The following is a 16,264-nucleotide window of genomic DNA, read 5'->3' as shown; positions in this document are numbered from 1 at the left end:
TTTATCTCTAAATTTTGTACTCCTTTTTTCTCTTCTAGGTGTTTTAGTTCTAGAGAGAGGTTTATTCCCCCATTTTGAGAAGTAGGTTTATAGAAAAATTTTATATCAGAGAATTCTAATATATCCTTGTTAATAGCAATGCTATTTTGTACATCGGTATAATGTTTTCATGATTATTTTCATTATGTTGTGTTATTACGCATATAACATTTCCTTTTAATTTTTTGTGTTCTTCTGTAGGAAAAATATTTTTAAAGTCGTCTATAATCCTGTTAAAGATACTAGGGGATTTTACGGTCTCTTCTTTTGCTACTATTAAATTTTAATTTATCGGTCATTTGAACTAGCTTTTGAATGAAAAATACATTGATTAACTATTGCACTGTATCGGGGTACTTCGTTAGAGCATTCCAAAATACTTTTTCTGCAATTTCAAATTTTTTGGGATCATATATAGCCGGTTCATATTTATGCTGAATTTCCGGCGTTGTTTCAAAATCAAATAATTTATCAAATGTAAATTCTTCACCGTTAATCTTAAGGTTGTTCTCAAGAGCATTTAAAAATGTGTTTTTTCCGCTATAAGGTAACCCTATTACTACTCTGTAGCTTCTGGTGTTTTTCCTGCTGGTATTAGTGAATAATTCACTTCAGTCAATGCATTGAGAATATTTGCTTTTAAAGCATCAAGAGCAGTTTCTTCTTCTGTGAAAGGTTTAATCTCAATTTCTGTGGGAATTTTAAATTTCATATATAACCGCTAATCTATTCTTTAATATAAATTTTTATACTGTCGCTTTCGCCGCTATCGCTGATAGCTCTAATAATAAATTCACCGGCTTTTGCTTTCCATATTACTGCTTCGTTTGGTTTCGCGGTTGCTATTAATTCATTTTCCACAAACCAAAAAATGTTGTTGGTTTTATTATCGCTAATCGCACTAAAAGTAATGTTATCACTATTTTTAATTGAATGTACGGAATTTTTTAACGGGTATATAATTTTGGGTTTTTGATGATGCCAATTTATCAACCTATTGCAATGGTTTGTAGGTATCGGTTTCGGTAATATATGTATTCCTGCTTTTTGATAAACCGCAAGCATATCTGTTGGCCATAAATTTACTGTTTTATATTCTGTTTGTCCTTTAATAAAGTTACAAGCAGGCATACCGGTTTTTAAATCTATCAACATTTTTCTATAAATACCGGATTGTTTTATTGGTGATTTGCCTTGAATGAATAAGGTTTCTGCTTTAACCGGACACATATCGTTATCGATATCTCCGGTATCTGCACAAACTTTTACTTTAGTAATATTTAGTGCATTAATTTTTGCAAGGATTAAATCCTCATCTTTATTTGGTCTAGCTATGGCTTCGATAATATTAAAGAATAAAGGGGCTGCAGCAATATTACCTGTAAATGTTCCGTGAGTTTGCCCTTTGAAATCCCCAACCCAAACAGCAAGTACGTATTTCCCGAATATGCCGACGCTAAGTGCATCTCTAAATGAGCTGGAAGTACCTGTTTTCCAATAAATCGGTAAGTTATGCCTTGTATTATTATAGGTAATAGGACGAGTCGTATCTTTTATAATATCAAGTGTTAAATAGCTTGCCTCGGGGGATAGTAGTACGGTGTCTGTGTCATCCTTGTCCTCTCCTGTGTCATTCCCGCGAAAGCGGGAATCCAGTAAATCATATGAAATTTTTGTTCCAACATTTAGGTAATTTTTTATGGATTCCTGCTTTCGCAGGAATGACATAGTAGAATCCAATACTTTTCTAAGCGGTTTATAAGTACCGAAATTAGCAAGCATGGCATAAAGAGTAGTTAACTCTTCAAGAGTAATTTCTGCTGTGCCGAGCACTATAGATAAACCGTAATTTTCAGGTTTTCGTAAGCCGCTAATTTTTGCTTGTTGTAAGAACTCATAAAAATTCGGGTTTTTTAACTTAGACGCTAGAAATATTACAGGTACGTTACGGCTCTTTATTAACGATTCTCTAGCACTTAAACCGCCTGCAAACCTACTATCAAAATTTTCCGGTTTATAATAATCATAGTAAGTAGGTGTATCCTTTAGTAAAGTTAACGGATGTATTAGTGATTGATCAAAACTAAGTGCATAGACAAACGGTTTTAAAGCTGAGCCTGGAGATCTATGGCTTTTAGTGCCGTTAATCTGTCCACAAATATCGTTATTAAAAAACTCTCCGGAGCCAATACTTGCAAGCACTTCCATAGTAGTAAAATCAATAAGAATTACGGAGGCATTATTAATGCCATATTTTTTCCGATCATTAATATATAGCCGAACTTGTTGTTCTATAGCAGCTTGCAGATTTTTATCTATAGTAGTGCGTATAATAGGGCTATCATTATTTGCTAGTATGTCTAAAGTAAAATGCGGTGCAATAAAAGGAAGCTTTTTATTTTGATTAAATTTAACCGGCAAACTAATTAACTTATTATAAATAATATCTTGTGGGTGAATCGTGAGCCACTCGGTAAATAGATATTTACGTGCTTTAAAAATATTAATATCATTCCCGCCTCTTTTAAGCGGATTTTGTGGGATTACTGCAAGGCTTAGAATATCGATCAAATTTAAATCTTTTAGGTCACGATTGAAGTAAATATAACTGCCGGCTGCTATCCCTTCAATATTACTACCGTAAGGCACTAGATTTAGATAAGCTTCTAGGATTTCATCTTTTGAATAATGTAGCTCTACATGAATAGCTTTAATGATTTGATGTATTTTACCAAGAATAGTAGAAGAGTTTATTCCATATCTTAAACGTGCTACTTGCATTGTTATAGTAGAGCCGCCTATTTTACGATTATTCTGTAAATAAGTAGAATAAAAAGCTTTGGCTAAAGAAACGGGGTTAACGCCAAAATGCGCATAAAAATGCTTGTCTTCATATAATAGTACTGTTTCTATAAAACTTGCCGGTATTTCACGTATAGGAGTGAATATCCTATATTTATCGTCTTTAGAAAGCGAAATACGCATTAACTCGCCGTTTCGGTCAAATACTCTTTGTGAGAAACTTACGTCTTTAAGTAAAGGTGCAGGAGGAATAGCAAAATATAATATTATAATGCCGCTGATTGTAATAAAAAGTAATTTGGTTTTGAGAGACAAAGTAATATACCTTATAGTTTAATGTCATTCCCGTGTAGGTAAGAAAGCGCGGTTGCGTGGAACGATTTTTGCGTCATTGTGAGGAAAAACTGCAAGTTTCGACTAAGCAATATTGGAACAATTCCTGAGATTGCCACGCTCACTAACGTTCGCTCGCAATGATGACTTGGGTATTCATGCGGGAATGACATCATTTTATATAACAATCATTATAAAGCATTTTAAAAATAATGAAAATTTTAATAATATAGCTTGCATGTATAGAAGTAATATCGTATAATGTGCTACGAGATTTTAATAAATTAACTAAACATTAACAAAAATAACATTTCCTATAAATACTAAAATATCATATAAAATCCATGTTACTATCCTATTTTATAACTCATCAATATAAATTTTTGAGATAATATAGATTAGTATCATTATCTTTAATAACAAAAAAGTATTAATATTTTAAGTAATAAGATTTATTAAAGAGAAATTAGATATTATGGCAAAAATATTAAATCTATAAATTCTAAACTTACAAAATTATTCTTACTTAACTGTGCTAATGCTGCAATCCTTACCGCTGTGACCGGGGAAGCAAGAGCGGATATAGAAATCTATGATATATTGAACCATACTGTTGACTACCAAATATTAACTCCTGCTCAAAAGCTTAATGTTATAAAAGGAATTCAGGACCGTACAGATTTTGGTGACCTTGTTGACGATCTTATGCCGGGGGAAAGAAGATTATTCAATAACGCAATAATAGAAGTCACTAGACTTCAAGCAGTTGTTCCTGTACTTAACGGTGCTAGAGAAAGAAGAGAAGCACGTGCAGTCGGTGTTGAAGTTGTTGATTTAACAGGTAATACAGCAGTAGAAACAGGACGTAACGAGCAAGAGATGGCTCTAGAAAATAGACTTCAAGTATTGGAAATCCTTGCTAAAGCTGAAGGGGCAAATGCTGTCAGTATTAACGATAAAATTAAAAAGGCTATAAATTTTATAACATAGAAAATTTAAATACACCTTTGGAGCAGTTAAAATATATAGCTATGACAGGCGGTGTAGATGCTAATGACGATTTAAAAGTTGTAAATAATCTGTAAGAAGCATCGATATTAATGCTAAATACTCTGAATCAGGAAACAGCCCTTTTAAATAAGTTTAAAAGCGTAGCTACTCCGGAAGCAAAACATAAATTATTAGATCAATTTAAAAACTATGTTAATCAAAACTTAGTTGAGCTTGAGTCTAAACAATCTAGTATTCCCATAAGACAATCCGTAATGAAGTTAGCTGATCCTGCAATAGTAGTTAATTATTGAGAGCAGATGGCTAAATTAAAAGAAGCATATATTGATAACGGTAAAATTAAGATAGTGAATGAAAACGATAAGGTAGTTGATGAGCAAGGTCTAAAAAGTTATAACAAGATTTTAAAAGATGCCGGTTTAATAACTAAAGATTTGGATGGAAAATGCAGGCATTGATAAATAATTTCGATGCTTTAAACAATGAGTGATCTGGCACTTGTCCTAAAAAAGACTGTAGGTGAAATAAGAATAGATAATGAGGGTCTAGTAGGTCTTGTAATATAGCCCCTCAAGCAATGGCAGGAGTAGTACCGCCTCCTCCGCCTCTACCGGGTGGAGTAGCGGCTCCTCCTCCGGCAGGTGTAGGTATAAGACTTGCAATAGCTAGGGATATAGCAAATCTAGATGCCATAGGTGATGATGAACTAAAATTAGCAGGTTATAAAAATCTAAAGGCAAAAGAAGATGCTGCATTAAGAGGAAGAATAGCTGCACCGGCACCGGTTGTAGGCAGAGCAGTCGCAGAAGTTCTTGTAGCTCCGAATACTTTAGACAGAATATTTCATAATGAGATGTATTTAGCTAAAAATAATGGAAATCCCGGAAAGCTAGAAGTAAGAACATTAGATTAGGTGTAGAAACAGATTTAGGGATTACTATCAAAACATTTTTAACTTTAGAAGAAAGGAAAAGTTCACTTGAGTCTTTAACATTATTTTCAGAAGCAAAGCCTGATAAAGCACAATTAATGATAAAAGCTGAGAATATTTGGAATAGACTAAAAGATGATGATGTAATAAAGCAAATTTCAAGGCAAGCTTTAACTTTAAATAATAAAATAGCCAACAAGGAATTTTTTAAAGAGCTGTTTAATGAAGAAGAACATAATGCAATAGACCGTTAAACTATACTTTTGATAAATTACCGCTGGACTTACAAAATCATATTACGGCAAGAAGTACTGAAATAAAAATAAAATATGAACTACAAGATAAGAAAACAATTATATCAAGAATAGATTATATTGCTAAAAATGAAAATGTTTTAGGAGCAAATTCTTTAAATAATGAAATAGAGATAAAATTTTCCGATGTACTAGATCTAGCTCCTAATAAAGGAGAAGTACACGATAATATAGCCCTTACTCCTAAAGCGAACGAAGTAAATACTCAAATAAATAATTGGATTAATAACAATATTGTTAATTTAACAGTGGAAAGTAATATAGATAGAGGCTAACATTTTTACAAAATAAAGCTGTACCGGCAATATTATCAAGAATTTATGAAACGGCAGTTGATACTAATGCTAGATTACTAAGAAAAGTTTTAGCCGATAATGCAGCTGGTTTATCTAAAGCTTCTAAAACCATTACAGAGAAAAATATAACAGACGCCGTACAAAATAATTTTAATGCAAAAATGAAAGCTTTAATACCTAATACTAAAGATTTCTTAAAAGAGGAAAATTTCTTAATATAATTAAGTGATGAGAAAATAGAAGCGTTATTAAAAGGAGTAAAGCTGCTAATACCCCTGTTATTGCACCAGTAATAGTGGTAGCAGGTGGACCTGCCACTACCTACGAGGATAGGATATAAAATGGGCTTGGTATGGACGGTTTAGTCAGAAAGAGGAACAGTCTAAAGCCTATCGTAAATCTTTTTCCTAAAAAAAATGCTGCGGTTGCAGTGGCAGTAGCTTATATTGCTCCTACTTCTAAAATAGGGGAAAAAATACGAAACCATTGTTCAAGCTATAGCAGCTTCAGTTGACACGGATTTAAAAAGAGAGTTAGCAATAAAGACTCAAGGAAAGGAAAAACTAAAAGCATTAATTGTAGAAGAAGTTTTTGAGAAATATACAACTAAAAATGCAGATGCATTTGATGGTAATATAAATCAATTAGCTCAAGCTATAAAAGAAGGAACCAATATTGAGTTCATAGGTCCTAAAAGAGAAGTAGCAAGTGGTATAGATCAGGAAACAAGAAATCTATGTGTTAGAATGAATCAAGATGTAGGATTAATACAGCAACTTAAAGCGAATAATTCTAGGTTAGCAGCAATTATAGAAGCGGCAGCTGTAAATGAAGCAGAAGTTGCTACAAGACATCCTGAGTCAGCAGCAGCACAAGCAGTAGTAATGGAGACGTAAGCTATGGTGGAGTAGTTGTAGTAGCTCCTGCTGTTGCTTTTGTGGTTCCTGTTGCACCGTTGGTTTTACCGGCAGATCCTGAAGAGGATGCAGAAGAGGTAATAGCTGTTCCTACAGTTGCAGCTCCATTAGCACCGGCACCGGTAGTTATTAATATGGAAGATGTAGGGGTAGTTCCGCCTCCGGTGGAAGAAGCTCCACATACTGGTGCAGAAATTATGATTGTTCAACGTATAGAGAGGATTGTTCCTTTAGAGGGCAATATTGAAGGCTTTGATGATAAAGATGATGATTTTAACATTGAAGAAGATTATGAAAATGATAATTATAATATAATACAGGAGCGAACAAAAGTAGAAGTATCTAGTAGTACAAATAAATCAGAATCTAAGGATTCTGAAGTTAGCCTTGAAAACTCGAAGCAAGAGGAAGCTAGACAAGAAGAGGAGGCAAAAGTAGTTACTTCTATAAAGGAAGCTGCAGAAGCAAGCATTGCTGAAGCTGTAAGAGTTGAAGCTGCTGAAGTTGTAGAAATGCAAAATGCAGTAAAACAAGACGAAGAAATGATTGGCGCAATATATAATCTGATTCATGATATCACTCAAATGAGCTGTAATATTATATCGCATAGAATGTTCTCTAGTGCTGTGGTTGCTGCGGGTGATGAAGATGAAAAAGTGTTAGATAAAAGCCTTTGGATTGCAGGTACTTACGGTACTAATACGCAAAAAGGTTTTGCCGGTTATAAAGGTCATGTTGCGGGTGGTACTATAGGTTTTGATATTGGTTCTGATAACTACAAAGATTTAGTCGGTATTGCTTATACTAAATTGGATTCAAAGTTTAAATCTAACGGTAGCAGGTCAAATACTAATATCGATAGCCATATCGTAACTTTATACGGACAAAAAGAATTACCGAAAAACTTTATGATACAAGCTATGTTTGCTTACAATCATAATATAGTAAAGAGTAAATCAACCGTTTAGGTACTATTGCAACCGGTAAATATAAGGATAATAATTATAACTTTGAAACTTTATTAAGTTATAATCATCTTATGAATGGTGATATTACTCTTACTCCAAATCTTGGTATAAGATACGGCCACTCTAAAGACGATACATATCAAGAAAGTGATGTTGTAGGTATTCAGCATTTGAGTATTGCTTCTAAAAGTAGCATTTATAGAGTGGTATTTTAGGCGGTAAGGTAGTTCTTTAGCACCGCAGAAAATAGCTGAAGGTTTTAGTGTTATGCCTGCACTTCAAGCATCTGTAGAACATTACTTAATGATAATAGTAAAAAACTTAATGCTAAAGTAAAATGGAAAGATAGAGAAGTTAATGAAACTATCGCATTACCGAAGCAACCTAAAGTCGCTTATAATATCGGTGCTAGCATTTTAACTGAAAAAGATAATGTAAGCGTATTACTTGAATATCACTGTCATTTATAAAAGAAATATCAAAGCTATCAAGGCTTTGTGAAGTTGAAAGTGAAATTATAACAGCCAAAATCGTCATTGCAAGAAAAAACTGTAAGTTTTGACGAAGCAATCCAGTAAAAAATGCTAATTTATAGCATTTTTTTTTATTTTTTGTGGATTACCACGCAGCCTACGGCTGCTCGCAATGACGATTATGGACCCACGCTAGCAATGCACTCCCAAGAGTCGTAAATAATACTTGTTACTCGTCTCTTACTACTAACACTGATATATCTGAATGACGGACGATTTTAGAAGCATTAGGTCCAAGCATATAATCTTTTAATTGTAGTCTGACTGCAGAGATTATGATTAAATCGGCTTTAATTTCATTAGAGTGCTTAATTATTTCATCATAAACGGCACCGCTACCTATATAATAACCTGTTTCAATTTCATCGGGAATATATTGTTTGATAAGCTCTTTAATTTGAGCTTTATACTTTTCTTTTTTCTCTGTTCTCCAATGTTTAGGTAAATAATCTTCAAACATTTTCGTACCGAATTCAGGAATTACATACATAAAATGTAATTTTGCTTGAAAGTTCGTCGCAAGCATTAAAGCCTTAGAAAGAATACCTTTTATAGATTTTTTATCATTTAAATCTATAGGTATCAGTATATTTTTAAATATAGTATTTTCAGACATAAGATATTGTTAGTTTTTGTTTCTTACTGAATCATGTTTTGGTAGAACAAAATTTTTAGTATCGGCGAAATAGTTAATGTCCAGGTTAGTTAATAAGTAATTAGAAAGTTTAAAATTTGCTACGTTTCTATGAAAAGCTCCGATAAATTTATCTAAAATATCACGATTTGCCTCATCTCTAGTTACTAGGATTGCCGATACTTTTACTGTAGTTTGATTATCGGTAATCCCTGGATATAAGCCCTTATGAAGTATGGCTTTATGAAAAGCTCTATTTTGTTTTATTAATTCCGTTATTTTATCATTGTCAATAGAAATGAAATCAATTGTACACTTATTAGCTATTAAATTTACTAAGGGGTTAGAATGTCCAACCATCATTATTATAGCATCTATTTCCTTATTACAGAATTGATCACTAGAATCTTCATAATTAATGTGTAGCTCTTCAGGTTCCTTAGCAAATTTATATAAAGAACGTACGATATCATAAGTAATATGACTACTGGAAAATGCTGGACCGTTAGTTATTTTTTTGCCGTCAATATCAGCAAAACCTTTTATTTTATCCTCATCTTTTACAATAACCGTAAAAAACTCATCATGTAGATTAAGCACCTGACGTAAATTTTGCATTTTTTCTTGATCGTGATAATAACCTATGCCCTCATATGCTTCTACTGCAATATTAGCTTGCACTAGGGCTAAATCAATTTTGCCTTGTTGTAATAATTTTAAATTTTCTATACTACCGTTTGTTGCAACAACTTCGCATTTAATATGTTCATTATTTTTATCGTCATTTGTAATAGTCTTGCATAAATCAAGTCCAATAGCATAATATCCTTTTAAAATAGAGCCGGTACCGATTTTAATGACTTTTGGAGCAGCATAAATATTACTGCAAATAAGAAATATGCTAATAATAGTCGCTAGTTTAAAATTGTTCATAAAGCTAATTTGAATTATTTGTGGTATTTTGGTCTTCTTTATGTTTACCAAGTTTTAGTTCTAATAAATTAATAGCACCGATATTTATTCCTTTGTCTGAAAACTCAATATCAAACTTAGCTTTTTCTATATTTTTGTAAGCCGAATTTGAATCATTTTGCTCTGTATTTAATTGCACGTCGGAAGCTTTATTAATTGCTTTAGCAATAATTGTTTTAATTATTTTCTTAGAAAAAATAATATTATTCGGTAATAATTTATCAACTATGGAATTATAATTTTCTAGCTCAAAATATAGTTTTCCTTTCGGTAATTTATTGGCAAAGAGTTGTAAATCACCGTTTAAATTAATTTTAGAATCATTATCACAAGTAAAAATAAATCTTTCTATATTAAAATTTTGTAAAATAGCTGAATCTTCTCCGTTTTCAGCAAATTTTAAAGAAGCAGCAATATCTAAATTAGCATTTTTAAAATTCAAAATATCTTTTTCTGAATAATAATTCATGTTTAAAAATAAGGATATATTTTCCTCACTTGCTAAATTCTGTTTTCTTATAAGAAATGCTAAATCATTAATTTTAAAGATTTCTTGATTATCTTTAAATATCAATAATGCTTTATTATTTAACTGAATTGATTTTAATATTTCTTTTAAATTATCATCTTTTGATATTTTATATAAAGGTTTATTAAATTTTCCTATACCCTTTATGTCATCATCGCTGCGTACATCATAGGTAAATGTTTTGTCGCCGTAATTATCGACTTCTCTAATAAAAGGACCGAAATTAAGAGCAGCTCTTTTAGTACTAAAAGCTATATTTAGGACAATATTTTCGCATGTAAATTCTTTAGAATTTACATGATCAATTAATTTTACTTTAGGATCCGTTACGGTAATTTTCCAATTAAAAGGATAGCCTGAAAACTTAACTACATTATAAGATATTTTAAGATTATCGGATTCAGAATTCTTCATTAAACTTACAACGTTATTTTTTATAGTATATGCAGTTGCAAACCATATTATAGTAAAGGCTAAAAACACAAAAAGAAGTATTTTACGTATCACTTTTTTAATCCATTATAATTTTATATTACGAGTAGCAGCAGGAAGGCGTACTTTTATGCCGTCTAATTCTTCGGTTAAAATAATTTGACATCCCAATCTAGAAGTATCGGTAAGACCAAAGGCTAAGTCAAGCATATCTTCCTCTGCTTCCGTAGGTTTTTTTAATTTGTTGTAAAATTCTTCTTCTAAAATAACGTGACAAGTAGCACAAGCAAGCGATCCTTCACAAGCTCCCTCAAGGTCTAGATCGTTACTATGGGCAATTTCTAAAATAGAAAGCCCTATCGGTGCTTCTACTGTTTTTTCTTCTCCATCATTTATAATAAATGTTACTTTTATTTTTCCTGACATTCTTCTTATTTTTCCTTATCTAAATTAGTTCGATTATATGTAATATTTTATATATAACTGAGGCTATTTAATTTGATTGATATTTTTGCCTTTTAGCAAATCATTAATTATTATATTAAACTTTGTATCTATAGATTTTTTTATTTTGGATTTAAACTCTTTAATAGAATTATTAATTAAGATCCAATCTCTAGCGTGTACGGCTTCTTTTATATTATCTAATAAAGAATTAATTATAGATATCTCACTTTCCGATGATAAAGTTGTTAATTCCGCTATAGCACGTTCTATGTTAAAGATTAAAGCCTCTGCTTCAATTACTGCTTCTTGTAATAATCTTGTAGTATAATCTATTTTAGCATTTTTATACGCGTTTTCTAACATAATATCAATCTCCGTTTTATCAATACCGTGATTTGGCTTTACTTCTATAGCATGTGATGTATTGCTGATTTTCTCATAAGCAGAAACGGATAATATACCGTCTGCGTCAATAGCAAAAGTAACTTCGGCTCTAATATATCCTGCTTTCATAGGAGGAAGTCCCTTTAACTCAAATCGGGCTAAACTGCGGCAATCGGCAGCCATTTCACGTTCACCTTGTAATATATGAAATTGTATACCGGTTTGATTATCGACATAAGTCGTAAATTCTTTTACGACCGAAATAGGAATCGGAGTATTATGCATGATGATTTTTTCAACTATACCGCCATATAATTCCATACCCAGCGATAAAGGTGCTACATCAATCAATAATGAATTTGTATGGGGTGCTATTAAATTTTCTGCTTGTAATGCAGCCCCCCATACAACTGCTTTATCAGGATCGATATCTGATAGAATATCTATTTTAAATGCTTTATATAATTCGTCTTTTATTAAAGGAATGCGGGTTGCACCCCCTACTAAAATAACTCCGTCTATATTTGGATTTCCTGCTTGTTCTAAACACTCTTGAGCTATATTGATAGTACGTTCTACTAAGGGTAAAATTAGTTGCTCTAATGTTTGCTTATTAATGGATACATTATCATTATTAAAACTATCTTTATATGTTAAAGTTTCTTTTGCTTTTTTTGCAAGTTGTAAAGTATCTATAGAATTAGGTAAATCAAATTTATTGCAAAGATATTGTGTAATTACTACATCTATATCGTTGCCACCAAGCATATTATCGCCGTTTGTTGCTATAACTTGAAAAATACCTTCTTGTATATTAAGAATAGATACGTCAAAAGTACCGCCGCCTAGGTCATATACTAAATAACAGCCTTTTTGATTTTTGTTTAAGCCGTAAGCATAGGCAGCTGCAGTAGGTTCGGCAATTAGCCTTAATACTTCAAAACCTGCTATTTTAGCCGCAAGCATTACTTCGCCTCTTGCTGCATCGTTAAAATGTGCAGGTACTGTTATTACTGCTTTAGTTAGATTAGTCTTTAATTGTTCTTCTGCTTGATTTTTTAGGTAAATAAAAATTTCTGCTGCAATTTCAGGGACTCTCAGTTGTTTATTTGCAAAATTTAGCTTAAGCTCATTACTATTTACATCTAGATAATCTTTAACTAACGAAAAAAGTGCCGGAGTATTTAGAATTTCTTTTAATGTTTTACCGAATAGTCTTTTAATAGAACGCAGTCCTTTATTATTACCTATAGTAAAATTGTTACTTGTAAAATCTATAGTAGTTGGGATTAATTCTTTATCATCTATAGATTTAATAACTTTAACTTGTCTATTAGCTGCAATAGCTATTAATGAGTTAGTAGTGCCAAAATCGATACCGACTGCTATTTGCCGTTCTTGCTTAAAATCAGCTTGCTCCGGTTCCCTAATTTCTATTATTTGCATGATTTTATTTTTTCTTGCAGTTTATGCAGCAATGTCCCAATATATTTAAGCTTGCTAGTTTTTATAGTTGCGTCTGATAGATTTTGTTCTTCAAAAGCTTGTTTTAAAGAATCAATTTCAAGCTTTTTCATTAATTCATATTTGTCTTTTATTTTTTCTAAATCACTAAATAAGATAGTATTTTCGATTATTTCCATTTCATCCCAGAATATGCTTAATTCTAGAGGCGAAAGTAAACTACGTGTTTTTTCGTCATTCAAATTTATATTTTGCAAAAGCAGCATATATTCAGCACGCTTTAAGGCATCTTTAAGAGTAGAGTAAGCGTTATTTAATTCAGCCGCAGTAATTAGATTTTGTTCCTTTTCCTGCAAAGTTTTTGCTTTATCGGGGTGATATTTTACCTGCATAGCAAAATATTGCTTTTCTAATATCTTTAAATTAATATTATACTCTTGCGGAAGTCCTAATAATTGAAAATAATTTTGCACTTTTCCTTTTTTGTAATTCTAAACTGCTCTATCATATATCAAAAATTAAAAAAATACAATTATGGAAGTAGATCTATTACATTTTGAAAAAAAATATCATAACTGTATTGTAGCAGGTATAGATGAAGCAGGTAGAGGACCGCTTGCAGGTCCGGTAGTAGCAAGTGCCGTTATAGTAGATAACGCCAATATTATAACGGGAATTAAAGATTCTAAAAAGCTTTCCAAAAAGAAAAGAGAATTACTATATGAACAAATCACTAGTAATTATGTTTGGGCAACTGCTATTATTTCTCATACCGAAATTGATGATATTAATATATTAGAGGCAACTAAAAAAGCTTGTTCTATTGCTGTAGCAAATCTTAGCCTTGAGCCAGAAATAGTGTTAGTTGACGGTAATATGCAGTTTAAGGATGAAAGATTTGTCAGTATAATTAACGGTGATAATTTATCATTATCGATTGCTGCGGCTTCTATTGTTGCAAAAGTTACTAGGGATCGTTTGATGCTAGACTTAAGTGCTGAATTTCCCCAATATTTATGGCACAAAAATTCCGGCTACGGTACCAAAGAACATATCGAAGCTATTAATATACATGGCTTATCACCGTATCATCGTAGGAGTTTTAGGGGTTGTTAATGGTATTGCCCGTGTGGACACTTGAATAGTCATTGCGAGCAGCCATAGGCTGCGTGGCAATCTCATGAAATAATAACAAACTCCTGAGATTGTCAAAACTTACAGTTTTGCCTCGCAATGACGATTTTGGTATCCACAACGCACACCATTAACTCAACTCGAGTGCCGCCTCTTCTAGAGTTTTTAGCTGATCACGAAGTTTTATGGCTTGTTCAAATTCAAGATTACTTGCGGCTTTAAGCATTTCTTTCTTTAATTTATCAATATGGGTTTTTAGCTTAGCAGGATTATCAAATAAAGTATGAGCTTGTTTTTTATCAAGCTTACTATCGATTTTCTCAAATTCTGCTAAAGTGTGAATAGCACGGTTGATGGTTTTTGGAATTATGCCGTGTTTTTCATTATATTCTTGTTGAATTTGCCTTCTACGCAACGTTTCACTAACGGCTTTATCGATAGATTTAGTCATTTTATCGGCATAAAGTATAACTCTACCCGCGCTATTTCTTGCAGCTCTTCCTATTGTTTGTATTAACGATACTTCCGACCGCAAAAACCCCTCTTTGTCTGCATCAAGTATAGCAACTAAGCCGCATTCAGGGATGTCAAGCCCCTCCCTTAATAGATTAATACCGACTAAAACATCAATAGTACCTTGTCTTAAATCTCGTAAAATCTCTATACGTTCTAGAGTATGAACGTTAGAATGTAAATAAGAAGTTTTATATTTTAGCTCCTGCAAATAGGCGGTTAAATCTTCTGCCATTTTTTGAGTTAAGGTGGTGACTAGAACACGAAAACCTTGAGCGATAGTGGTTTGAATTTCGCTAATTAAATCCTCAACTTGGTTAGTAGCGGGTTTGATAATACATTCAGGATCAAGCAGCCCAGTAGGTCTGATAATCAATTCTACAACCGTGCCGCCGGTTTCTTCTAACTCGAACGGTCCTGGAGTTGCAGATACAAACACAGTTTGTGGTCTAAATTTGTCCCATTCTTCAAATTTTAAAGGTCTGTTATCAAGTGCAGAGGGTAGACGAAACCCATGCTCTACCAAAACTTTTTTCCTTGCTCGATCGCCGTTATACATCGCTCTAATTTGCGGTACGGATACATGGCTTTCATCAACAAATAATAATGCATCTTCTGGTAGGTATTCGAATAATGTAGGAGGCGGCTCACCGGGATTACGTCCTGTGAAAAAGCGAGAGTAGTTTTCAACGCCTTTACAGCTGCCGGTTTCCGTTAACATTTCAAGATCATATTGAGTACGTTGATTTAGCCTTTGAGTTTCAAGTGGTTTGTCTTGTGACTTTAAAAACTCTAAGCGTTTTTGTAATTCTTCTTCAATACCTGATATGGCATTATTGACCGTTTCTTGAGGCATCACAAAATGTGAATTACCAAAAACCATAGTTTTATCGAGCTTAGCAAGTTTTTCACCTGTTAGGGGATCAAATTCATGGATATATTCGAGTTCATTACCGAAAAACGATAAACGCCAAGCTTTATCGCTGTAATGTGAGGGGAAAATATCGATGTTGTCGCCTTTAACTCTAAAACAGCCACGCTCAAATCCGATATCGTTACGCTCATATTGTAGATTTATCAAATCGTTTAGTAGCTGATCACGAGGGTAGCTTTGACCAGGCTCTAGATTAACCATCATTTGGTAATATAAATCGGGAGAGCCAAGGCCGTAAATACAGGAAACGGAAGAAACTACTATAACGTCACGACGCTCTAATAGCGATCTTGTAGCGGCATGACGCATTAAATCAATTTGTTCGTTAATTGATGAGTCTTTTTCTATAAAAGTATCGGTGCGTGCTATATAAGCTTCGGGCTGGTAATAATCATAATATGAGACAAAGTATTCAACGGCATTCTTTGGAAAAAGCGATTTCATCTCTGAATAGATTTGGGCAGCTAAAGTTTTATTATGAGCCATAATAAGAGTAGGACGATTAGTTCTCTCTATAATATTTGCCATAGTAAAGGTTTTGCCTGATCCCGTAATACCAAGCAACATTTGTGAGCGTTTTTTGCTACTTAACCCTGCTATAATTTCATCTATTGCTTTTGGTTGATCGCCTGCCGGTTTATATTCTGAGATAATAGAAAAATTATTCATGCATTTTT

Annotated in this window: 17 protein-coding genes and 2 pseudogenes; 9 read left to right on the top strand and 10 right to left on the bottom strand. The window is 32.7% G+C overall.

Features of this window, described 5'->3' with window-relative positions; all coding sequences use genetic code 11:
• Positions 1–115: 115 nt before the first annotated feature.
• The 3 genes and pseudogenes from RSIB_RS10410 to pbpC form a co-directional block, all read right to left on the bottom strand.
• Positions 116–338, bottom strand: a pseudogene (locus RSIB_RS10410) (hypothetical protein).
• Positions 339–598: 260 nt separating this feature from the next.
• The gene (locus RSIB_RS09105) at positions 599–751 is read right to left on the bottom strand and encodes a hypothetical protein (protein WP_004996517.1); all 153 of its coding nucleotides are present in this window, start codon (positions 749–751) and stop codon (positions 599–601) included.
• 14 nt (positions 752–765) lie between these two features.
• Positions 766–3,156, bottom strand: coding sequence for a penicillin-binding protein 1C (gene pbpC / locus RSIB_RS03705; RefSeq protein ID WP_004996510.1), 2,391 nt, complete (start codon positions 3,154–3,156; stop codon positions 766–768).
• Between the two features lie 576 nt (positions 3,157–3,732).
• Between pbpC and RSIB_RS03710 the strand changes: the two genes are divergently transcribed.
• From RSIB_RS03710 to RSIB_RS10190, 8 genes and pseudogenes are all read left to right on the top strand, one after another.
• A complete protein-coding gene (locus tag RSIB_RS03710; protein WP_004996508.1) occupies positions 3,733–4,164 on the top strand; it encodes a hypothetical protein in 432 nt (143 codons plus the stop codon).
• A 110-nt stretch (positions 4,165–4,274) separates the two neighbouring features.
• A complete protein-coding gene (locus RSIB_RS03715) occupies positions 4,275–4,478 on the top strand; it encodes a hypothetical protein (RefSeq protein WP_004996507.1) in 204 nt (67 codons plus the stop codon).
• 6 nt (positions 4,479–4,484) lie between these two features.
• On the top strand, positions 4,485–4,643 hold the full coding sequence (locus RSIB_RS09715; protein WP_004996506.1) for a hypothetical protein: 159 nt from the start codon (positions 4,485–4,487) through the stop codon (positions 4,641–4,643).
• A gap of 119 nt (positions 4,644–4,762) precedes the next feature.
• Positions 4,763–5,034: pseudogene (locus tag RSIB_RS05920) on the top strand (hypothetical protein).
• A 180-nt stretch (positions 5,035–5,214) separates the two neighbouring features.
• On the top strand, positions 5,215–5,370 hold the full coding sequence (locus RSIB_RS09345) for a hypothetical protein (protein WP_004996505.1): 156 nt from the start codon (positions 5,215–5,217) through the stop codon (positions 5,368–5,370).
• Between the two features lie 1,102 nt (positions 5,371–6,472).
• Entirely contained in the window at positions 6,473–6,622 is a 150-nt protein-coding gene (locus tag RSIB_RS09710) for a hypothetical protein (RefSeq protein ID WP_167316968.1), read from the top strand.
• 41 nt (positions 6,623–6,663) lie between these two features.
• A complete protein-coding gene (locus RSIB_RS10195; protein ID WP_004996502.1) occupies positions 6,664–7,611 on the top strand; it encodes an autotransporter outer membrane beta-barrel domain-containing protein in 948 nt (315 codons plus the stop codon).
• A complete protein-coding gene (locus RSIB_RS10190) occupies positions 7,599–7,826 on the top strand; it encodes an autotransporter outer membrane beta-barrel domain-containing protein (protein WP_337459628.1) in 228 nt (75 codons plus the stop codon). The genes RSIB_RS10195 and RSIB_RS10190 overlap by 13 nt, the downstream gene beginning before the upstream one ends.
• Before the next feature lie 487 nt (positions 7,827–8,313).
• Here RSIB_RS10190 and RSIB_RS03720 read toward each other — a convergent pair whose 3' ends face one another.
• The 6 genes from RSIB_RS03720 to hscB form a co-directional block, all read right to left on the bottom strand.
• Positions 8,314–8,760 carry a universal stress protein gene (locus RSIB_RS03720; RefSeq protein WP_004996499.1) on the bottom strand — a complete coding sequence of 149 codons (447 nt, stop codon included), beginning with the start codon at positions 8,758–8,760 and terminating at the stop codon, positions 8,314–8,316.
• Between the two features lie 9 nt (positions 8,761–8,769).
• Positions 8,770–9,711, bottom strand: coding sequence for a TAXI family TRAP transporter solute-binding subunit (locus tag RSIB_RS03725; protein ID WP_004996496.1), 942 nt, complete (start codon positions 9,709–9,711; stop codon positions 8,770–8,772).
• Between the two features lie 4 nt (positions 9,712–9,715).
• The gene (locus tag RSIB_RS03730; RefSeq protein WP_004996494.1) at positions 9,716–10,786 is read right to left on the bottom strand and encodes an RP198 family tick cell line-upregulated protein; all 1,071 of its coding nucleotides are present in this window, start codon (positions 10,784–10,786) and stop codon (positions 9,716–9,718) included.
• Between the two features lie 12 nt (positions 10,787–10,798).
• Complete coding sequence (locus RSIB_RS03735) at positions 10,799–11,137, bottom strand: ferredoxin family 2Fe-2S iron-sulfur cluster binding protein (RefSeq protein ID WP_004996492.1); 339 nt, start codon at positions 11,135–11,137, stop codon at positions 10,799–10,801.
• 63 nt (positions 11,138–11,200) lie between these two features.
• A complete protein-coding gene (gene hscA, locus RSIB_RS03740) occupies positions 11,201–12,988 on the bottom strand; it encodes a Fe-S protein assembly chaperone HscA (RefSeq protein WP_004996490.1) in 1,788 nt (595 codons plus the stop codon).
• On the bottom strand, positions 12,979–13,479 hold the full coding sequence (gene hscB, locus RSIB_RS03745; RefSeq protein ID WP_004996487.1) for a Fe-S protein assembly co-chaperone HscB: 501 nt from the start codon (positions 13,477–13,479) through the stop codon (positions 12,979–12,981). The genes hscA and hscB overlap by 10 nt, the downstream gene beginning before the upstream one ends.
• Positions 13,480–13,540: 61 nt before the next feature.
• On the opposite strand from hscB, the gene RSIB_RS03750 reads away from it, so the two are divergent.
• Positions 13,541–14,122, top strand: coding sequence for a ribonuclease HII (locus tag RSIB_RS03750; protein WP_004996483.1), 582 nt, complete (start codon positions 13,541–13,543; stop codon positions 14,120–14,122).
• 148 nt (positions 14,123–14,270) lie between these two features.
• Here RSIB_RS03750 and uvrB read toward each other — a convergent pair whose 3' ends face one another.
• On the bottom strand, positions 14,271–16,256 hold the full coding sequence (gene uvrB / locus RSIB_RS03755; protein ID WP_004996479.1) for an excinuclease ABC subunit UvrB: 1,986 nt from the start codon (positions 16,254–16,256) through the stop codon (positions 14,271–14,273).
• Positions 16,257–16,264 lie beyond the last annotated feature (8 nt).

The organism is Rickettsia sibirica 246 (assembly GCF_000166935.1).
GTDB lineage: Bacteria > Pseudomonadota > Alphaproteobacteria > Rickettsiales > Rickettsiaceae > Rickettsia > Rickettsia rickettsii.
The sequence above is the reverse complement of the archived record's forward strand: the minus strand, read 5'-3'. Positions and strand labels throughout refer to the sequence as shown.